Annotated in this window: 17 protein-coding genes and 1 tRNA gene; 13 read left to right on the top strand and 5 right to left on the bottom strand. The window is 62.4% G+C overall.

Annotation, left to right across the window (positions count from 1 at the left end; all coding sequences use genetic code 11):
• Positions 1 to 21: 21 nt before the first annotated feature.
• The 4 genes from surE (at position 22) to BLU15_RS12235 (ending at position 4,022) form a co-directional block, all read left to right on the top strand.
• Positions 22 to 792 (top strand): 5'/3'-nucleotidase SurE, encoded by a 771-nt coding sequence (surE, locus tag BLU15_RS12250; RefSeq protein ID WP_090295631.1) that lies wholly within the window; start codon positions 22 to 24, stop codon positions 790 to 792.
• Positions 789 to 1,442, top strand: coding sequence for a protein-L-isoaspartate(D-aspartate) O-methyltransferase (locus BLU15_RS12245; RefSeq protein WP_034796623.1), 654 nt, complete (start codon positions 789 to 791; stop codon positions 1,440 to 1,442). The genes surE and BLU15_RS12245 overlap by 4 nt, the downstream gene beginning before the upstream one ends.
• 194 nt (positions 1,443 to 1,636) lie before the next feature.
• Complete coding sequence (locus BLU15_RS12240; protein ID WP_034796617.1) at positions 1,637 to 2,281, top strand: hypothetical protein; 645 nt, start codon at positions 1,637 to 1,639, stop codon at positions 2,279 to 2,281.
• Between the two features lie 187 nt (positions 2,282 to 2,468).
• The gene (locus BLU15_RS12235) at positions 2,469 to 4,022 is read left to right on the top strand and encodes a peptidoglycan DD-metalloendopeptidase family protein (protein WP_090295629.1); all 1,554 of its coding nucleotides are present in this window, start codon (positions 2,469 to 2,471) and stop codon (positions 4,020 to 4,022) included.
• Positions 4,023 to 4,138: 116 nt separating this feature from the next.
• On the opposite strand, the gene BLU15_RS12230 is transcribed toward BLU15_RS12235, so the two are convergent.
• A complete protein-coding gene (locus tag BLU15_RS12230) occupies positions 4,139 to 5,008 on the bottom strand; it encodes an ATP-binding protein (RefSeq protein WP_090295626.1) in 870 nt (289 codons plus the stop codon).
• Positions 5,009 to 5,310: 302 nt separating this feature from the next.
• On the opposite strand from BLU15_RS12230, the gene yajC reads away from it, so the two are divergent.
• The 5 genes from yajC to BLU15_RS12205 all read left to right on the top strand — a co-directional run bounded on the left by yajC (position 5,311) and on the right by BLU15_RS12205 (position 10,119).
• Complete coding sequence (gene yajC, locus BLU15_RS12225) at positions 5,311 to 5,646, top strand: preprotein translocase subunit YajC (RefSeq protein ID WP_034796611.1); 336 nt, start codon at positions 5,311 to 5,313, stop codon at positions 5,644 to 5,646.
• 45 nt (positions 5,647 to 5,691) lie between these two features.
• Positions 5,692 to 8,262 carry a protein translocase subunit SecDF gene (secDF, locus tag BLU15_RS12220; protein ID WP_090295623.1) on the top strand — a complete coding sequence of 857 codons (2,571 nt, stop codon included), beginning with the start codon at positions 5,692 to 5,694 and terminating at the stop codon, positions 8,260 to 8,262.
• A 1-nt stretch (position 8,263) separates the two neighbouring features.
• Positions 8,264 to 8,650: an Mth938-like domain-containing protein gene (locus BLU15_RS12215; RefSeq protein WP_034796607.1), complete on the top strand. Its 387-nt coding sequence runs from the start codon at positions 8,264 to 8,266 to the stop codon at positions 8,648 to 8,650.
• 19 nt (positions 8,651 to 8,669) lie between these two features.
• Positions 8,670 to 9,512: a phytoene/squalene synthase family protein gene (locus tag BLU15_RS12210; protein WP_060583192.1), complete on the top strand. Its 843-nt coding sequence runs from the start codon at positions 8,670 to 8,672 to the stop codon at positions 9,510 to 9,512.
• Positions 9,513 to 9,651: 139 nt separating this feature from the next.
• A complete protein-coding gene (locus BLU15_RS12205) occupies positions 9,652 to 10,119 on the top strand; it encodes a hypothetical protein (RefSeq protein WP_034796603.1) in 468 nt (155 codons plus the stop codon).
• Between the two features lie 86 nt (positions 10,120 to 10,205).
• On the opposite strand, the gene trmFO is transcribed toward BLU15_RS12205, so the two are convergent.
• The 3 genes from trmFO to BLU15_RS12190 all read right to left on the bottom strand — a co-directional run bounded on the left by trmFO (position 10,206) and on the right by BLU15_RS12190 (position 12,445).
• Entirely contained in the window at positions 10,206 to 11,624 is a 1,419-nt protein-coding gene (gene trmFO / locus BLU15_RS12200) for a methylenetetrahydrofolate--tRNA-(uracil(54)-C(5))-methyltransferase (FADH(2)-oxidizing) TrmFO (RefSeq protein WP_034796601.1), read from the bottom strand.
• Positions 11,625 to 11,724: 100 nt separating this feature from the next.
• Positions 11,725 to 11,868 (bottom strand): DUF1127 domain-containing protein, encoded by a 144-nt coding sequence (locus tag BLU15_RS12195; protein WP_064816989.1) that lies wholly within the window; start codon positions 11,866 to 11,868, stop codon positions 11,725 to 11,727.
• 433 nt (positions 11,869 to 12,301) lie between these two features.
• Positions 12,302 to 12,445, bottom strand: a complete 144-nt coding sequence (locus tag BLU15_RS12190; RefSeq protein ID WP_064816990.1) for a DUF1127 domain-containing protein — start codon at positions 12,443 to 12,445, stop codon at positions 12,302 to 12,304.
• A gap of 934 nt (positions 12,446 to 13,379) precedes the next feature.
• On the opposite strand from BLU15_RS12190, the gene BLU15_RS12185 reads away from it, so the two are divergent.
• The 4 genes from BLU15_RS12185 (at position 13,380) to tig (ending at position 16,993) form a co-directional block, all read left to right on the top strand.
• Entirely contained in the window at positions 13,380 to 14,489 is a 1,110-nt protein-coding gene (locus BLU15_RS12185; RefSeq protein WP_090295620.1) for a DUF2157 domain-containing protein, read from the top strand.
• On the top strand, positions 14,486 to 15,067 hold the full coding sequence (locus BLU15_RS12180) for a GDYXXLXY domain-containing protein (protein ID WP_034796596.1): 582 nt from the start codon (positions 14,486 to 14,488) through the stop codon (positions 15,065 to 15,067). Before BLU15_RS12185 ends, BLU15_RS12180 begins: the two co-directional genes overlap by 4 nt.
• Positions 15,068 to 15,250: 183 nt before the next feature.
• Positions 15,251 to 15,335: transfer RNA gene (locus BLU15_RS12175), tRNA-Leu, on the top strand.
• A 179-nt stretch (positions 15,336 to 15,514) separates the two neighbouring features.
• Positions 15,515 to 16,993, top strand: coding sequence for a trigger factor (tig, locus tag BLU15_RS12170; protein WP_034796594.1), 1,479 nt, complete (start codon positions 15,515 to 15,517; stop codon positions 16,991 to 16,993).
• Between the two features lie 177 nt (positions 16,994 to 17,170).
• Here the strand turns inward: tig and BLU15_RS12165 are convergent, their stop codons facing one another.
• Entirely contained in the window at positions 17,171 to 17,974 is an 804-nt protein-coding gene (locus BLU15_RS12165) for an endonuclease/exonuclease/phosphatase family protein (RefSeq protein ID WP_090295617.1), read from the bottom strand.
• Between the last annotated feature and the right edge of the window lie 13 nt (positions 17,975 to 17,987).

Genomic DNA, 17,987 nt, shown 5'->3' with positions numbered 1-17,987 from the left:
CGTCGAGGGGAGTGCGGCATCATGCGGATCCTGCTGACAAACGATGACGGCATTCACGCCGAGGGCCTGTCGGTACTTGAACGCGTCGCCCGGACGATTTCGGACGATGTGTGGGTCGTTGCGCCCGAAGCGGACCAGAGCGGCCTTGCCCATTCGCTGACCCTGTCGGAGCCATTGCGGCTGCGGCAGATCGCGGAAAAGCGCTTCGCACTTCGCGGCACGCCGACCGATTGCGTCATCATGGCCGTCCGCAAGGTACTCGATCGCAAGCCCGATCTCGTGCTGTCCGGCGTCAACATTGGCGCCAACATGGCCGACGACGTGACCTATTCCGGTACCGTCGCCGGCGCCATCGAAGGAACGTTGCAGGGCATCCGCTCGATCGCGCTGAGCCAGGCCTACAATCACGCCGTCGGAAAGACCGTACCGTGGGATGTCGTCGAAATGCACGCGCCGGCCTTGGTCCGCAAGCTGATGAAGGTGGATCTGCCCGACGGCACGCTGCTCAACGTCAACTTCCCCAATTGCTCGGCGGACGCTGTTGCCGGTACGGAGGTGACGTCGCAAGGCAAGCTCGACTTCGGCCTGTCGATCGACGAGCGAACCGATGGCCGCGGCTTTCCCTATTTCTGGTTGCGTTTCGGCGAACGCTTCGGCGATTTCCGCGCCGGAACCGATATTCACGCCCTGCGTGAAAACATGATCTCGGTCACGCCGCTCAAACTCGACCTTACCGACTACAGTGTCCAGGATCGCCTGGCGCGGGCGCTCAACGAGGGAGCCGTTGCTTGAGTGCGCGGGTGACCGAACAGGAAGGCTTTGCCAAGATGGTGCTGCGTCTGCGCGCCGAAGGCATCACCAACCATGATCTGTTGAAGGCGGTTGAGCAGACGCCGCGAAGCCATTTCGCGCCGCCGCAGTACCAGGCCGAAGCCCATTCGCAGCGGACGATCCCGCTCGATTGCGGTTCGTTCATGGAGGGATACGACTTTGCGGTCCGTCTGCTGCACAGTCTCAATCTGAAATCCGGCCAGCGTGTTCTCGAAGTCGGCACCGGCAGCGGCTTCACGGCCGCGGTCATGGGACGCGTTGCCGAGCGGGTGCTGACGATCGACCGCTATCAGACGCTCGTTGGCATGGCCCAGAAGAACCTCGAAAAAACGGGTGTTCGTAATGTCATCGTCCGGCATGCCGACGGTAGCGCCGGCGTGCCGGGTGAGGGCACCTTTGACCGGATCCTGATCACGGCCGCCTTCAACAGTCTGCCGCGCATGTTTTCGGATCACCTCGTTTCGGGCGGCACCCTGCTGGTTCCGATCATGATGAGCGAGACCCATTGCCGGGTCGTGCGCGTCAGCCGCACGGGCAGCCGCTTCGATCGCGAGGATCTGTTCGACGCGCCTTACCTTCCGATCGTGCAGCAGCTGGCGTCGTTTCTCTAAATATTGAATTCCCGTCCGCGCGGGTGAGGAGCGCCGGTCGCGCCGGCGTCGACTATTAACGACCCCTTAACTTCCTCCAGCTTCGCGCAAGCTTCGCGCCATACGCCTGCCGTGCACGGACAGGGTTCCGCCTACGAGTCGTCGCTTGCCTTGCGACGTCGGCGGACACCGGTCGCGAGGTACGGAGACGGCACATGCAGATCGCGAACAGGTTGACGGCGGCAGCATCCGGCGACGGGCTGAACAATCTTGCCGGGCGCAATGCCGGCCAGACGAATTCCGCAGGCAAGGATGAGCAGGCGGCGCAGGCGCTTGCCGCGACCTTCTTTGATCCGACGCCACGCATCTCGCTTTCGGCCGATGCCCTGCTTTATCTAGGCCAGACGAAGAAGGGATCCGACGGCCAGCCGGCGCTCACCCGCGAGGAATGGAACAACCGACTGTCGCCGCAACTGGCCTCGCGCGAGTACCAGGCCTTCGGCAAGTTTCTCGATTCCGGCGATCACCAGGCCTATTACAAGAACTTCATCGACTACTACGACGGCCTTCGTCCGGAGGACCAGAACAGTTTGCGCTATTTCGGGACACGCGAGGCGGCGGTGGCCGGTCTGCGGTCGCTCGAATATGAAGAAGCAAGCGGTGCGGACGGAGACGCGGCGTTCCAGACTTTGGTGAGCGTCCTGCTCGACGAAGACAAGACGGCGCAGTCCGAAACCCTGGCGCAGCCGGCCGGTCGCCAGATTTTTGCCTGGGACCTGACGAGCATCAGCTACGAAGAAGACCAGACGGAGCGGCGATCCGTGTCCGAGATCGAGCGCCTCTATTCCGAACTGATCTAGCGCTAGGCTCCTCGTGCCCGGGCGGCAGCTGTGACGCTGCCTCTAGCATGCCCTTGACGGGCGACGGTCGACCTATGGTTAGCATTTGGTCAAATTAGTCCTTTGGTGGGGTCTGCCTTAACCACGCGGTAACTCTAATACGCTTTAATCAATCCACATCGAGTTGCGTTCGGAGTGGGTAAGCGTCATGCGTAAGTTTGTATCTCCCGGGGTTGGAAAGTCGACGATCCGCCTTTGCGTGGCGGTCCTGCTGGCAGGCGTCGCAACAGGCTGCAGTTCGGATGCAAGCCGGTTTGACGGCCTGTTCTCCCGGTCCGACAACATCACCACAAATTCCATCCCCCGAGACGCAACGCCGGTTCCGCGCGGCGATGTGTCCGTCGGTCAGATGGCGGCAGCGCCGGTTGATAACCGTGGTTCAGCCCTCGGTCAGCCCTATCCCGCGGCAGCCGGGCAGGGTGCCTACGATCCGGTAAACACGGCCTCCACGCCCGTATCCAACGCCCGCGTCGCCTCGACCCCGATCTCCGTTCAGCGCACCACTCTGGCTGACCCGAGCGCTGCTGGAAACCAGCGCGCCGAAGCCCAGCCGTTCCCGGCAGCACGCCAGCAGGCCGCACTCGCCACGCAGCAGACGCTTCCCGCAACGGTCAAGGAAACCGCAAGCAAGAGCGGCTGGACGACGCAGAACGCTCCGACGATCATGGTTCGCCCGGGTGACAATGTCGCCGTTCTCTCCAAGCGTTTTGGTGTCCCGGAAAAGGAAATCCTGAAGGCCAACGGTCTGCAGTCCGCAGCGCAGGTCGAGACCGGTCAGCGTCTCGTCATCCCGACCTTCGGCGTCGCAGGCAGCGCTGCCAAGGCGGCAGCCACGAACTCGATCGCCGATCTCGATGGCAACAGCCGCCAGCCGTCGCCGCTGCCGGTCAACCAGCGCGACGTTGCGATCCTGCCGGGTTCGGCCCAGTCCCGCGAAAAGGGTGAAGGCAAGTCTGACGTCGTTGCAGGCAAGCCGGCAACGAACGGCGAGGGCGCCGGCGGTGGATCCTACACCGTCAAGCCGGGCGACTCGCTCAACCGTATCGCCAAGACGACGGGCGTATCCGTTGCCGCCCTCAAGCAGGCAAACGGCCTGACGGCCGAATCGATCCGTGTCGGCCAGACGCTGCAACTGCCGGGCGCAAATGGTGCCGCTCCGGATCAGCTCAAGACGGCCTCGGTTCCCAAGAAGGCCGAGCAGCCGCAGGTTGCCTCGCTCGACAAGAACAAGCCGGCTGAATACCAGGCGCCGGTTGCCAAGCAGAGCGTCAGCGAAGTCGCCAGCAAGACGACGGATATCGACGACGATTCTCCGAAGTCGACCGGCATCAGCAAGTACCGCTGGCCTGTGCGCGGCGCAGTCGTCGCCGGCTACGGCGCCAATGTCGATGGCAACCGCAACGACGGTATCAACATCTCGGTGCCCGAGGGCACGCCGATCAAGGCGGCTGAAAACGGTGTCGTTATTTATTCGGGCAGCAGCCTGAAGGAACTCGGCAACGCCGTCCTGGTGCGCCACGACGACGGCACGGTCACGGTTTATGGTAACGCTTCCGAACTCAAGGTTCAGCGCGGCCAGAAGGTTCAGCGCGGCCAGACGCTCGCTGCTTCGGGCATGACCGGCCGGGCAAGCCAGCCGCAGGTTCACTTCGAGGTGCGCAAGAACGCCACCGCGGTAAACCCGGCGACCTTCCTCGAATAGTCTCGATCGGTCGCAAAGCCGATCCGGATCCGATGTTTGCACCGCTTGCCCTCTCGGGCAGGCGGTGCTTTCTATTTCAGGATGTCGGCAAGGCGTGCGGTTCGCGACGCGCCCGGTTACCCGTCGAGCCTGTGGCGCAGGCGGCCGGCGAGATCCTGGATGAATTGCCAGGCGACGCGGCCGGACCGTGCGCCACGGGTCGTTGCCCATTCCAGCGCTTCGGCGTGCAAGGTGTCGCGATCGAGCTTGAAGCCATAGTGCGCGGCATAGCCGTCGATCATCGCCAGATAGTCGTCCTGGCTGCACTTGTGGAAGCCGAGCCACAGGCCGAAACGGTCGGACAGCGAAACCTTCTCCTCGACCGCTTCCGACGGGTTGATCGCGGTCGACTGCTCGTTCTCCATCATATGCCGCGGCAGCAGGTGGCGCCGGTTCGAGGTGGCGTAAAGGAGCACGTTGGAAGGGCGTCCCTCGACGCCGCCGTCGAGCACGGCCTTCAGCGACTTGTAGGACGTATCGTCGTGATCGAAGGACAGATCATCGCAGAAGACGATAACCGGGACCGGTGCCGACTTCAGAATGTCCATCAGCGCCGGAAGCGTGGCAATATCTTCGCGGTGCACCTCGACCAGCTTGACCGCAACACCGGTGTCGCGCGCAACCTGCGCATGAACCGATTTTACCAGCGAGGATTTGCCCATGCCGCGTGCGCCCCAGAGAAGCACGTTATTGGCCGTGTAGCCCTCGGCAAAGCGCAGCGTGTTGTCGAGCAGGATGTCACGGACATGGTCGACCCCGGTGATCAGGGACAGTTCGATGCGGTTCGGCTTGGTGACCGGCTGCAGATGGTGTGTCGCCGGGGCCCAGACGAAGCACTCGGCAGCGGTCCAGTCGTTCGCTGCAGCGGCGGGTCCGGCCATGCGCTCGATCGCCGCGGAAAGCTTCTGCATTTCCCTGATGAGAACGTCGATCTTGGCTTCCGGCATATGTCTCTCTCCACTCGCTGAATCAGGTGTTTGGCCGTGCCGTCATGATTCGAGGCGGCGTGGCCCTGGTGTTTACCGTAACCGCGTCGCGGCCAGGTCCCACCAGAAACCCGGTAGCACGCAGGTTTACGCTGGAAAAGGTCACCGAGGCCCGCGCGAGGGGTTCTCCTCTTGTGTAAATTGTGTCAGAGGCACAGGAACGGGTACGGGTGCCCGCGGCTTTGCAGAGCGGCGGGGCGTCCCTATATTCCGGCCGATTTGGCGCGGAGGAACCGCCGATATTTGAACTCAAGGAGTGATCGATGTTCATTACCGAAGCTTTTGCGCAGACTGCCGGCGCCCCTTCCGCCGGCGGCGCGGACATTCTCATGTCCATCCTGCCGTTCCTGCTGATTTTCGTCGTTATGTATTTCCTGATCATCCGTCCGCAGCGCGCTCAGATGAAGCGCCGCGAGGAACTCCTGAAGAACATCCGTCGCGGTGACCAGGTCGTGACCGGTGGCGGCATCGTCGGCAAGGTCACCAAGGTCGTTGACGACAGCGAACTCGAAGTCGAAATCGCCGATGGCGTGAAGATCCGCGTCGTCCGCAGCGGCGTGTCGGAAGTTCGCGTCAAGGGCGAGCCTGTCAAGGAATAAGGCAGGAACAGCCACCACCAGCCGAGCAACTGGAGCGTTTGAGGCATGCGCAGATTACCGCCGTTGAAACGTATCCTCGTCTGGTTGGTGGCGCTTGCCGGCATCGCCTTTGCGCTGCCGAACGTTCTAAGCCGGGAGGAGGCAGCCGAACTTCCGTCTTGGCTGCCCCATCGCCAGGTGGCGCTCGGGCTCGATCTCCAGGGTGGCTCCCATTTCATGCTGCGGGCGGCGCGCAGCGACATCGTCGCTGAACGGCTCGAGACGATCGCCAACGAGGTCGGCAAATCGCTGCGCGATGCCGACATCGCCTATATCGGCCTTTCCGGCGAAGGCCAGTCGATCGCCTTCCGCGTTCGCGACCGGTCGCAACTCTCTGCCGCTCGCGAGCGGCTGAGGCCGCTGACGGCGCCCGTCGATATCGGGGGGTTCGGCTCCGAGCCGATTTCCGAGGTCGTGTTCGACAGTGCAGAACCGGATGAACTGGTTCGCCTGCGCCTCACGGACGAAGGCATCGACTACCGGCTCTCGCTGGCCGTGGCGCAGTCCATCGACGTCGTACGCCTCCGCGTCGCCGAAGTTGGCGCCATCGAGCCGCTGATCCAGCGCCGTGGCGATGACCGGCTGATCGTGCAGGTGCCTGGCCTCGGCGATCCGCAGCGGTTGAAGGATCTGCTCAGCCAAAGGGCCAACCTGGCCCTGCGGATGCTGGATACCTCCGTGCCCGTGCAACGCGCCGTGGAGGGCCAGCCTCCGTCCGGCACGGAAGTCCTATATTCCTTCGACGACCCGCCAGTGCCCTATCTCGTCGAAAAGGCACCGCTGCTTGCAGCGGCGAATTTTGTTGCAGCCCAGCCGGAACCTGATGCTTCCGGCGAAAGCGCGTCGGTCGCCATCAAGATCGATACCGCTTCGCAGCAGCGTGTTGCCGCCCTTGCGGCGCAGCAGCCGCCAAAGGATGCAGCGATCGTTCTCGATGGACAGGTCATCGCGACGCTCAAGCTGTCGGAGGCTGTCAACGGCGACACCTTGCGCATCTCCGCAGACCTGCCGACCGAAGGTGCGACCGACCTTGCCGCTCTCGTGCGCACAGGGCCACTCGCGACGCCCCTGACCTTCGTCGAAGAGCGAACGGTCGGCCCCGGCGTCGGTGGCGACGCCATCGCAGACGGCCTGAAGGCGGGTCTGGTTGCGGCTGTCGCAGTCGCCGCATCGATGATCTTTTTCTACGGCGTCTTCGGCGTCTTTGCGGTCATTGCGCTCGCCCTGAACATTGTCCTGATTATCGCGGCGCTTTCCCTTTCGGGCGCGACGCTGACCCTTCCGGGCATTGCCGGCATCATTCTGACGATCGGCGTGGCCGTCGATTCGAACGTGCTGATCTACGAGCGCCTGCGTGAAGAGGTTCGCGGCGCCGAGCCCCTGCGGCGCACCATCAACAACGCCTTTTCGCGTGTCTTCAGCAGCATCTTCGATGCCAACCTGACGATGCTGATTGCGAGCGCCATCCTCTTTTATCTTGGCTCCGGATCGGTGCGCGGCTTTGCCGTTACGCTTGCGATCGGTAGCGTGACGACGCTCTTCACCGCTTACACGGTCACCCGCCTGATCGTGAAGCGCTGGCTGCGCCAATGGAAGTCGGAACGCTTGCCGAAGGGTATTCGGACCGGCCGCTTCAGCGACCTGGACATCCGCTTCATGCGGATCCGCAACCCGGTCTTCATCCTGATGGCGGCGCTGTCGCTCGCCTCCGTCCTGCTGCTTGCCGGCATCGGGCTCAATCTCGGCGTCGACTTCAAGGGCGGCTCGATCATCGAGCTGCATTCCAAAGGCGGACCGGTCGATGTCGCCGATCTTCGCGCGCGCCTCGACGAGCTGAATTTCGGCGAGGTCCAGGTGCAGCAGCTCGGCTCGGGCGAGGACGTTCTGGTGCGGGTACCGTCGCAGGAGGCGGGAGACAACGCCGAACAGACGGCCGCCGGCGTCATCCGGTCGGAACTTTCGGACGAGTATGATTTCCGCCGCGTCGAGGTGGTCGGCCCCGTCGTATCCGGCGAACTGACACGCGCCGGCACTATCGGGCTTGCTGTTTCGTTCCTTGCTATCCTGCTCTATGTGTGGCTGCGCTTCGAGTGGCGCTTCGCCGTCGGCGCGATCATTGCCACGACGCACGACGTCCTGCTGACGATCGGTTTCCTCGTGCTGACCGGCATCGAGTTCAATCTCGGCAGCATTGCCGCGGTTCTGACGATCGTCGGCTACTCGCTGAACGACACGGTCGTCATCTACGATCGCATCCGCGAAAACCTTGCACGCTACAAGCGCATGCCGTTGTCGGTGCTGATCGATACGTCGATCAACCAGACACTGTCGCGCACCATCCTGACAGCGCTGACGACCGTTCTGGCACTGACAGCGCTTTATCTCTTCGGTGGCGGCCTTATCCGCGCCTTCAGTGTTACAATGCTGTTTGGCGTTATCGTCGGAACGATCTCGTCCATTTACATCGCCGGGCCGATCCTCATCCTCTTCAGAAAGCGCACCGACCACATTCCGGGGGACGAGAACGCCTCCGGCGCGGATACGGGTGCGGCGGGCGCGGCAAAGGGTGCTGTTTGAAATGCCTAAGGGAATTGAAATTCGCGAAGCCCATTTTCCGGGACGTGCGCCCATTGATGCCTACGGCAATGGTGGCTTTCGCTTCGCAGACATGTCGCATCGTGGCTCGATCCTGATGCTGCCCTCGGGCGTCTATGCATGGGACGTCGCGGAGGGCGATGCGCTGACGGTCGAGAAGTTCTACAAGGTCGTCGATGAAGCGAAGGACATTGAGGTGCTGCTGGTCGGCACCGGCAAGGACATTCGCCCGCTGCCGGCCGATGTGAAGACAGCTTTACGCGCCGCCAACATATCGTCGGATCCCATGAGCACCGGGGCCGCTGTCCGCACCTACAATGTGATGCTGGCCGAATCGCGCGCAGTCGCCGTCGCACTGATCGCAGTCTGATCGGCCTGGGGAAGACGACGTGCACGACAATTCTGCCCAGATTCTGGCTGACCTGCGGGATACGGACCGCGACCGCTATCTCGCCTGCCTGCTTGCGCCGGCCGACAAGCAGCCCGCGCTTGCCGCACTCTATGCCTTCAGTGCGGAGATCGCCCGCATCCGCGATCTCGTGCACGAGCCGATCCCCGGTGAGATCCGCATGCAATGGTGGCGGGACCTCATCGGCAACGACGCATCGACCGGAGAAGGGCATCCGCTTGCTGAAGCGCTCCTTGGCTGCATTCGCACGCATCGGCTGCCGGTCTCCGTGTTCGAGAACATGATCGATGCCCGGATCTTCGATCTCTACGACGATCCGATGGAAGACCGTTCGGCGCTTGAGGGCTATGCCGGCGAGACCGCCTCGGCGCTGATCCAGCTCTCATCCCTGGTCCTTGATCCAGAGAATGCCGCGAAATCGGCCGAAGTCGCCGGTCACGGCGGTGTCGCGCAGACGGTCGCAGGCCTCCTCATGCTGTTGCCGCTGCATTTGCGCCGTGGCCAGGTCTACCTGCCGGCTGAATTGCTGCGCGCCACCGGTCTCGATCGCGAAACGCTGATCGCCGGCGAAGACAGCGCCGCGATCAGCCAGGCGATCCGGGCCTTCGCGGGCTTCGGGCGAGATCATCTCGCCAGGGCGCGTGCGCAGCTGGCGGCGATCGCGCCGTCGAATTTCCCCGCCTTCATACCGCTTGCGCTTGTCGAGCCTATCCTTAACCGCGCGGAGGCTGCGGGCGCCGGGCTTCTGCAGAAACCCATCCGCCCGGCCCAATGGCAGCGGCAATGGTGGATGTGGCGCGCGGCACGGCGCCGCCGCTTCTGATACGTCAGAGGTTCGGCCTGATCGGTCTGCTCGGGGCTTTGGCGCAGACGCGCACGCCGTGACGACAAATTGGCGCAAGCCTCGCAGCGTATAGAAGCGCTTTATCGGCGTCATGCCGAGCGAAGGGGAGCGCCCGCGGATGCTTTGGTTATTGCTCATCGCCGTCATCGTCTTGGTCGGCGCATTCTACATGTGGATGAACGCCCGCGCCGAGCGGGACTGGGACAATCCCGATGCCGGCTCTGCGATGGTGGAATTCGGGCGTGCCTTTCCGGACGAGGCGATCCGGGCGCTGCACTCGACGGCGGACCGCACGGCGATCTTCCTGCGGCTGCATGACGGCAAGGCGGGCTTCATCCAGTCGCACGGCACCCACTATGTCTGCCACGTGATCCAGCCCGGAAAGGTTCGGGTCAATAGCTCCGAGACCGGCCGAGGCCTCATCGTGCATTTCCCCGATTTTGCTTATCTCGACAACGACTTCGAGTTTCAGAGCGCCGGCGAGGCGGCCGAGGTTTCGCTCTGGCTGCTCGGCAGCTTCAGTCCGAAATCGGAGTTCGAGCAGCCCGCCGCCGAGCCGCCGCATACGGCACAGGCGACCGAGTAGCTCTCACCGCGTTCTTCCATAAGAAAAGGCCCGCTTGCATCACTGCAGGCGGGCCTTTTGTCGTGGAACAAATGCGTGTCCGCCTGTCAGGCGGACTTGCCGAGCCAGGCGGCGCAATCAGCGAGCGCGCGCGACGCCGTCGCCTGCTTCTTGGCGACTGCCTTTTCCTTACCACGGAAGCGCTTGACGCCTTCCGGCTTGGTGATCGCGCCCGGATCGAGCGGCGGGAACAGGCCGAAATTGACGTTCATCGGCTGGAAAGAGCGCTTGCCCGGTTCATCGTCGGAAACGATGTGGCCGCCGGTGATGTGGTTGAGCAATGCGCCGAAGGCGGTGGTCGCCGGCGGGGTCGCCAAAGTCTCGCCCTTGCGTTCGGCAGCGGCGAAGCGGCCAGCGAGCAGGCCAATGCTGGCGCTTTCGACATAACCTTCGCAGCCGGTGATCTGTCCGGCAAAGCGCAAGCCCGGCCGCGACTTCAGCGTCAGCGTTCCGTCGAGCAGCGTCGGCGAGTTGATGTAGGTGTTGCGGTGCAGGCCGCCCAGACGGGCGAATTCGGCATTCTCGAGGCCGGGAATCATGCGGAAGACTTCGGCCTGAGCGCCATACTTCAGCTTCGTCTGGAAGCCGACCATGTTGTAGAGCGTGCCGAGCGCATTGTCCTGGCGCAGCTGTACGACGGCATAGGGCTTGACGGTGGGGTTATGGGCATTGGTGAGGCCCATCGGCTTCATAGGCCCGTGGCGCAGCGTCTCGCGGCCGCGTTCCGCCATCACCTCGATCGGCAGGCAGCCGTCGAAATAGGGCGTGCCTTCCCATTCCTTGAAGCCGGTCTTGTCGCCGGCGATCAACGCATCGACGAAGGCATTGTACTGCTCCTCGGTCATCGGGCAGTTGATATAGTCCTTGCCGGTTCCGCCGGGGCCGACCTTGTCGTAGCGCGACTGAAACCAGCAGATGTCCATGTCGATCGTCTCGGTATAGACGATCGGCGCGATGGCGTCGAAGAAGGCGAGCGCATCGGCGCCCGTTTCCGCGCGGATCGCTTCGGCAAGACCGGGTGCGGTCAGCGGGCCGGTCGCGATGACGGCGAGATCCCAATCTTTCGGCGGCAGACCGGTGACTTCTTCGCGCACCACCGTGATCAGCGGATGAGCGGCGATCGCCGCGCTGACCGCGTCGGAGAAGCCGTCACGGTCGACCGCAAGCGCACCACCCGCAGGCACCTGGTTGGCGTCGGCGGATTTCATGATCAGCGAGCCGGCAAGGCGCATTTCCGCATGCAGCACGCCAACCGCGTTGCTGGTCGCGTCATCCGAGCGGAAGGAATTGGAACAGACGAGTTCGGCAAGGCCGTCGGTCTTGTGCGCGTCAGTGCCGCGCACGCCGCGCATCTCATGCAGGATGACCGGTACGCCGGCTTCGGCGATCTGCCAGGCGGCTTCCGATCCGGCAAGGCCGCCGCCGATGACGTGGATGGGGGAGTGGGAAGAAGTGTCTTTGCTCATGGCCGGCTTCCTATCACGGCTCGGCCTTTCGTTCCAACGCCTATAAACGAAAACGGCGCCCTGAAGGCGCCGTCTTGGAAGTCCTGGTCGTTCGTTCCGATTAACGGAAGGAACGGGCCGCAATGTTGCGGATGTCGTAACGGGTGATGCCGATGTCATTGAGAGCGTGGTTCGACAGGTTGCCGAGCTCGCTGACGGTGCGGCGGTAGTTGATCCAGCTTTTTGCGATACGAATCGGGTTCATGGTCATTTCCTCAAAATCAGGTTGTCGCGACAGCCATCTGTCTGCGTCGTTGAGGTTCTTATACGCTTGTCTAATTAGAAGGTGGAGTGCAAAGAAAATGCAGCTGCTATGCATTTGTGCAGTGCATCGCCGCATAGATGGGCACCGCTTCAAAAGGCGGCATCGATTAATGATTGATTAAAAGCTTAATTGCCCGTTGATAAGCGATTGTTTTCAAAGGGACTTACGAGCCGATGGTGAGCAAGGACGCAGCGTCTGTCGATGGACGCGGTTCGGCCGCATCGGCAGTCGCAGATGGCGAAGCATCCGGTGCCTCTCGCAAGTGCGAAGGCGTCACCTGGATCGTGCTCGCTGCGACAAAAGAAAACGCCCCCCGGAATGAACCGGAGGGCGTCTTACTTGGAGGTCGGTTGCGCTTGACGCGCAGCCTGAATTACTTGATCGCCTGGCGAGCAACGTACGGGATGTCGCCACGGCCGATGCCGAGGTCAGACAGTTCGCGGTCGGTCATACGGCCGAGTTCGTTGCAGGTCTGACGATACTTGCGCCAATTGTTGAAAGAACGTGCGAGGTTCATGATCCTATCCTTTCTAGGGTCGTGTGCCAGCGCTCATCTCTCTTGCTGGCCGTCATCTGATGCTCTGAAATATAATCTTTTTGAGCAGAAGTTACAGAGACAATGCTGCATCGCACCCATGCAGGCCGTGCAAACCTCTACGCGATGGCGTGTTCGCGGCTGGCGCCTAAAACGCGCGGCGCAATCGAGTTGTCGTGGCTGGAAAGCTGCCCGAAATGTGAGGGGCCAAAAACAAACAACGCCCGCTGGGGGAGGAGATCCAGCGAGCGTCGCTTTGTTCTGATCGGCAACCGGGAGGAGGAGTGTCGCCGATCCAAATCGAGGGGCGCTGGGAGGAGGAGTGCGCCGCCCCGATCGATGAGTTGAAGATAGTACGCAGGCCGGTGGAAGGGTAGCGCTGTTCCAGAATGGCACCTATGCATCCAGTGCATGGCGTGGGGCGAGCGCAGCGAAATTATGCACGAATATTGTGCAGGTGCGCAGACGCAGGCTTCTTTGTGGAGAGGAGGGCTGAAAAGAATAACGCCCGCTGGGGGAGGAGGTCCAGCGAGCGTCATTAGGGGTGATTGGCAACTGGGAGGAGGAGTGTTGCCAATCTGATCGGAAGAGCGCTGGGAGGAGGAGTGCGCTCGTCCGAATTCCGTCGGTTTTACCCGGGCCTTTCTCAGCAAACTGAGGCGGCTGGCCATTTCCGCTGGCGACCGTCTGGCTTCATGCCTTCGTTCGCCTTTGATGATTTGAATATAGGACCTTTAAATCGATTTGTGCAGTGCAATATCTGCATGGAAGATATGCGCATTGCGCAAGCCGTTCGTTCGTCCTCATCGGTTTGGTGCGCAGTCGCGAGTGAGCGGTTGTGTTTCCGCGCCGATACGTGATTAGTTGGGAGCTGAACCGGACCATTTCAAGCATCGGATTCTAGGCTGGGGGCAGGATGTACCGCGCGCGTCTCGAACGAGACTTCAAGCACTGGATGGACAAGGGGCTGCTGCAGGAGAATGCAGCACGCGCAATGCTGGCCGAATATGACGGTCGCGAGTCCACGTTCCGGGCAGGGCGCGTCCTGCTCATTCTCGCCGCACTCCTGTTGTCCGCCTCAATCCTGCTGCTTGTCGCCGCCAACTGGGAGGCGCTGCCACGCCTTGCGCGGGTGGCCGGCATCGTCGCTCTGGTCTGGGGCTTTCATTTCGCCGCTGCCTGGCTGACCCAGACCGGCCGCACGACGCTTGCCGCAGCGGCCCTCGTTCTGGGGGTGGCCGCCTTTGGGGGCGGCATCGCGCTGATCGGGCAGATGTATCACCTGTCGGGTGACGCGGCCGATGCCGCGCTGCTGTGGTTTGCCGGCGCCGTCCTCTCTGCCTTGGCATTTCGCTCAGCAGCAATGACCGCAGTTGCGGGTGGGCTTGCCTGGTTCTATTTCGGAACGGTGCTGCAGGACAATGGGTTCGGCGCCACGCCGGACTGGCGCGTGTGGTCCGTTCCGGTGCTCGCGGTGATCGTCGTTCTGCTGGTGCGCCTCACGGCCGCCGACCGGGCCCGTCATCTCCCCTATCTGCTGGTCCTGTCGTGGCTGGCCTGGCTTTACCTCGACAACGCGTCGCTTGCCTTGGCAGGTGGCCTTGCGGCGTTCGGCCTCGTGGCCTTTCTGGCGGCGACGCTGCCAGGCTCTCCGCTTCGCGCCCTGGCGGTCGATGCCGGTTCGGCACCCGCTTTCTATTCCTTCGCGCTCGCCTTGCTCGGATTTACCGCTCTTCAATTTGAAGCCGTCGGAGTGACAACGGAGGTCGCGACCGGGGCGGGCACGCTGCTGGTGGCCCTCCTTGGGATCGCGCTTGCCGGGGCGCAGAACGGCGCCGTGCGCTATCTCGGCTACGTCGCCTTTGCCGGTGAGCTTCTCTATCTCGCCTTCGAAACCCTCGGCTCCATGCTCGGTACCTCCGGTTTCTTCCTGATCTCCGGATTGGTGGTTGCCGGCATCGCCTGGCTCGTCATCCGCATCGAGGGGCACTTGGCAAATGCGCGCGGGACGGAGGCGCCACGATGACCACCGCAAAGACCCGTTGGTTGAACCCATTGCTGGCGGCCCTGCTGGTTGCGGGCGTACAGACGGCGGCACTTGGCTATATGATCGAGAGCAGGGCCTCGATCCTCAGAAGCGGCCGTGACGTGCTGTTGAAGACCGTGCCTGTCGATCCCCGCGATCTGCTTCGGGGCGACTACGTGATCTTGAGCTACGACATTTCAAGGCTCCAGCCGGAATTGTTCAAGGGCGATACGCCGAAGCAGTCGGAAGAGGCTAAGGTCTACGTTCGGCTGGAAAGGCAGCTCGACGGCTTTTGGGCGGCGACCGAAGCGTCCTTCGCGCCGCTTAGCCCTGCCGGCGACAGCGTCGTCCTTCGCTCTCTGCCATTTACCTACTATCCCTCGTCTGCGCTCTCGTCCGTCAATGTAGAATACGGGATCGAGCGTTTCTATGTGCCGGAAGGCGAGGGGCGGACGCTGGAGGAGGCGCGCAACGCCGAGGCGCTCTCCGTCAATATCCGCGTGGACGCCAAGGGAAAGGCCCAGATCCGCGAGATCGCAGTCAATGGCAGCCCGGTCTATGAGGAGCCTCTCTATTGAGGCACGCCGTGCCAACCCGCTTGGTCGTGGAATTCCCGCATTTTCCCTTTGATCCCGCGAAAACGAGTGATATAGAGACGCCGCGCTCGGGAAAGCCCTGAACTTTCAGCATGCCCATTCTATCCGCGGTATTCCGCTGGTTGGTCTTGCGGGAATACGGTCAGGCGGTGCGATTGTCTGAACGCGGGTATGGTGAAATTGGTAGACACGCCAGATTTAGGTTCTGGTGCCGTAAGGCGTGGGAGTTCAAGTCTCTCTACCCGCACCAGATCAGCGATCGCGCCCAAAGTCCGGATTCTGCGAGGATGAGGGGGGCTGGAGTGCCATTTTGCTTGCAAAACGGTTGCAGAACTGCGTAAAGCCACTCCCGGCAAATGGATCGGCTCACGTGCTCGCCAGACCTTTCGAAGGGGAAGAGCACAGTCAACGTGAAATGAAGGTTTGAACATGCAGGTTATCGAAACGCTCGCTCAAGGGCTGAAGCGCGAACTCAAGGTCGTTATCCCGGCCAAGGACATGGAAGCTCGGATGAACGAGCGTCTGGCCGAAGTGAAGGACCGTGTGAAGATCAACGGCTTCCGTCCCGGCAAGGTGCCGGTTGCGCATCTGAAGAAGGTCTACGGCAAGTCGATCATGGCTGACCTGGTCAACGAGATCGTTCGCGACAAGCCGACCGAGATCCTGTCGGGCCGTGGCGAAAAGTCGGCCACCCAGCCGGAAATCGCGATGACCGAGGACGAGGCCGAAGCCGACAAGATCCTCAACGCTCAGGCCGACCTCGAGTTCACCGTTGCCTACGAAATCATCCCGGCGATCGAACTCAAGGACGTCAGCGGCATCAAGGTGACCCGCGAAGTCGTCGAGATCGCTGAAGACGAAGTCAACGAGCAGATCCTGAAGATCGCCGAAAGCGCCCGCAGCTACGAATCGAAGAAGGGCAAGGCCGCCAACGGCGACCGCGTCACCATCGATTACCTCGGCAAGGTCGACGGCGTCGCCTTCGACGGCGGCAAGGACGAAGACGCTGAGCTGGTTCTCGGTTCCAACCGTTTCATCCCGGGCTTCGAAGAGCAGCTCGTTGGCCTGAAGGCTGGCGACGAGAAGGTCATCACCGTGACTTTCCCGGCTGAATACCCGGCTGCAAACCTTGCTGGCAAGGAAGCCACCTTCGACATCACCGTCAAGGACGTGGCTGGCGCCCAGGACATCGAAATCAACGACGAACTGGCCACCAAGCTCGGCCTCGAATCGGCTGACAAGCTGAAGGAAATCGTCCGCGGCCAGATCGAAAGCCAGTACGGCAACCTGACCCGTCAGAAGGTCAAGCGTCAGATCCTCGACCAGCTCGACGAACTCTACCAGTTCGAAACGCCGGAGCGCCTCGTCGAGGCCGAATTCGAAAACATCTGGCGCCAGATCAACACCGACCTGCAGCAGGCCGGCAAGACCTTCGCCGACGAAGAAACCACCGAAGAAGAAGCCCGCGCTGAATACCGCAAGCTCGCTGAGCGTCGCGTTCGCCTCGGCCTCGTTCTCTCGGAAATCGGTGAAAAGGCCGGCGTCCAGGTCAGCGACGACGAACTGCAGCGTTCGCTGTTCGAACAGCTCCGCCAGTTCCCGGGCCAGGAGAAGCAGATCCTCGACTACTTCAAGAACACCCCCGGCGCTGCTGCTTCGCTGCGCGCTCCGCTGTTCGAAGAAAAGGTCGTCGACCACCTGCTCGGCGAAATCTCGGTAACCGACAAGACGGTTTCCAAGGAAGAGCTGACGGCTGACGACGAAGAGACTGAAGGCAAGGCTGCCAAGAAGGCTCCGGCCAAGAAGAAGGCCGCCGCCAAGGCTGAAGCCACGGAAGGCGAAGAAGCCGCTGCTCCGAAGAAGAAGGCTCCGGCCAAGAAGAAGGCCGCTGACGACAGCGCCGAGTAATCGGATCGAAGCCTTAGGAATCGAAAGGCCCTGCCGCTTGCGGCAGGGCCTTTTTCGTTGCGGGAGGCGAGCTCTTCGTCCAGCGCTGGCCGAGAGCATGCTGCTTTCAGCGACACACGGAAGTGTCAGCTGATTCAGCCAGAGCCGACTTCGTGGCTCAGTGAAACCCGCGGCGCGCTAAGCGATGTCGAGGAGGAGGGCGCGATGGTCGGAGACTTCGGGCTCTGCGACGACATCGAAGCGAGCGACGCTGACTGCACCGTTCGCCAGCATGTAATCGGCAAAGCGGCCGCTCTTTAGATAGTGCGACGTGCGCGTGTCCGTGTGGCCGCGGGAAACGACGAGGTCGACGAGCCCCAACTGGCCGAGCGTCTGAAACGTTTGGCTGTCTGGGAGCACATTGAAATCACCGCACACGACAAGCCGCTCGTCTCCGGGCCAGACCTGGTGGACGAGACCTACCAGCGCCTCCGCCTGCGCGCGGCGTGCCGGACTGTCGTTCTTGCCGCCGACCTCCCGCAGGCCGTGCATCTGCGCGATGGTGATGGGAGTGCCAGCGTCGTGATCGAACAGGCGAATGCAATGGGCGTTGCGCGCACGCGGATGCGGCCCCCAGCTGTCGGGCGAAAAACTGCCATGCACAAAACCGAGGGCCTGGCCGATGACGGAATAGCCCCGCCGAACGAATGTTGCCAGACCGAATTCCGATGCCACGGGCGTGTCTCCAGAAAAGAGCGTCCCTCGCGCGGTCGGGCAGAAGAATCCATCATGTCCCGGTAGTACGGCGGCGATCTCGTCGAAGAGGTTGGCGCGTTGCGGCAGTTCCACATCCGCATCGCGATAGCTCAGCCATTCGGCCTCGGTCGTCGGTGATCGTGCGACCTCCTGCAGGCACAGGACATCGGCGTCGACATCGGCGAGATATTTCATCAAGGGCGAATGGAGCTTGCCGCCCCAGGCATTGAGCGAAAGGATGCGCATGGTGTTCGGCTCT

The sequence above is a fragment of the Ensifer sp. YR511 genome (assembly GCF_900103045.1).
Lineage (GTDB): Bacteria > Pseudomonadota > Alphaproteobacteria > Rhizobiales > Rhizobiaceae > Ensifer > Ensifer adhaerens.
The sequence above is the reverse complement of the archived record's forward strand: the minus strand, read 5'-3'. Positions and strand labels throughout refer to the sequence as shown.

What these genes read in the sequence shown, in the direction of transcription:
- BLU15_RS12195 (WP_064816989.1), bottom strand. Translation starts at nt 11,868, where the DNA reads ATGAACCCGATTCGTATCGCAAAAAGCTGGATCAACTACCGCCGCACC.
- yajC (WP_034796611.1), top strand. Translation starts at nt 5,311, where the DNA reads ATGTTCATTACCGAAGCTTTTGCGCAGACTGCCGGCGCCCCTTCCGCC.
- BLU15_RS12205 (WP_034796603.1), top strand. Translation starts at nt 9,652, where the DNA reads ATGCTTTGGTTATTGCTCATCGCCGTCATCGTCTTGGTCGGCGCATTC.
- BLU15_RS12235 (WP_090295629.1), top strand. Translation starts at nt 2,469, where the DNA reads ATGCGTAAGTTTGTATCTCCCGGGGTTGGAAAGTCGACGATCCGCCTT.
- tig (WP_034796594.1), top strand. Translation starts at nt 15,515, where the DNA reads ATGCAGGTTATCGAAACGCTCGCTCAAGGGCTGAAGCGCGAACTCAAG.
- BLU15_RS12180 (WP_034796596.1), top strand. Translation starts at nt 14,486, where the DNA reads ATGACCACCGCAAAGACCCGTTGGTTGAACCCATTGCTGGCGGCCCTG.
- BLU15_RS12190 (WP_064816990.1), bottom strand. Translation starts at nt 12,445, where the DNA reads ATGAACCTCGCACGTTCTTTCAACAATTGGCGCAAGTATCGTCAGACC.
- BLU15_RS12230 (WP_090295626.1), bottom strand. Translation starts at nt 5,008, where the DNA reads ATGCCGGAAGCCAAGATCGACGTTCTCATCAGGGAAATGCAGAAGCTT.
- trmFO (WP_034796601.1), bottom strand. Translation starts at nt 11,624, where the DNA reads ATGAGCAAAGACACTTCTTCCCACTCCCCCATCCACGTCATCGGCGGC.
- BLU15_RS12215 (WP_034796607.1), top strand. Translation starts at nt 8,264, where the DNA reads ATGCCTAAGGGAATTGAAATTCGCGAAGCCCATTTTCCGGGACGTGCG.
- BLU15_RS12185 (WP_090295620.1), top strand. Translation starts at nt 13,380, where the DNA reads ATGTACCGCGCGCGTCTCGAACGAGACTTCAAGCACTGGATGGACAAG.
- BLU15_RS12165 (WP_090295617.1), bottom strand. Translation starts at nt 17,974, where the DNA reads ATGCGCATCCTTTCGCTCAATGCCTGGGGCGGCAAGCTCCATTCGCCC.
- secDF (WP_090295623.1), top strand. Translation starts at nt 5,692, where the DNA reads ATGCGCAGATTACCGCCGTTGAAACGTATCCTCGTCTGGTTGGTGGCG.
- surE (WP_090295631.1), top strand. Translation starts at nt 22, where the DNA reads ATGCGGATCCTGCTGACAAACGATGACGGCATTCACGCCGAGGGCCTG.
- BLU15_RS12240 (WP_034796617.1), top strand. Translation starts at nt 1,637, where the DNA reads ATGCAGATCGCGAACAGGTTGACGGCGGCAGCATCCGGCGACGGGCTG.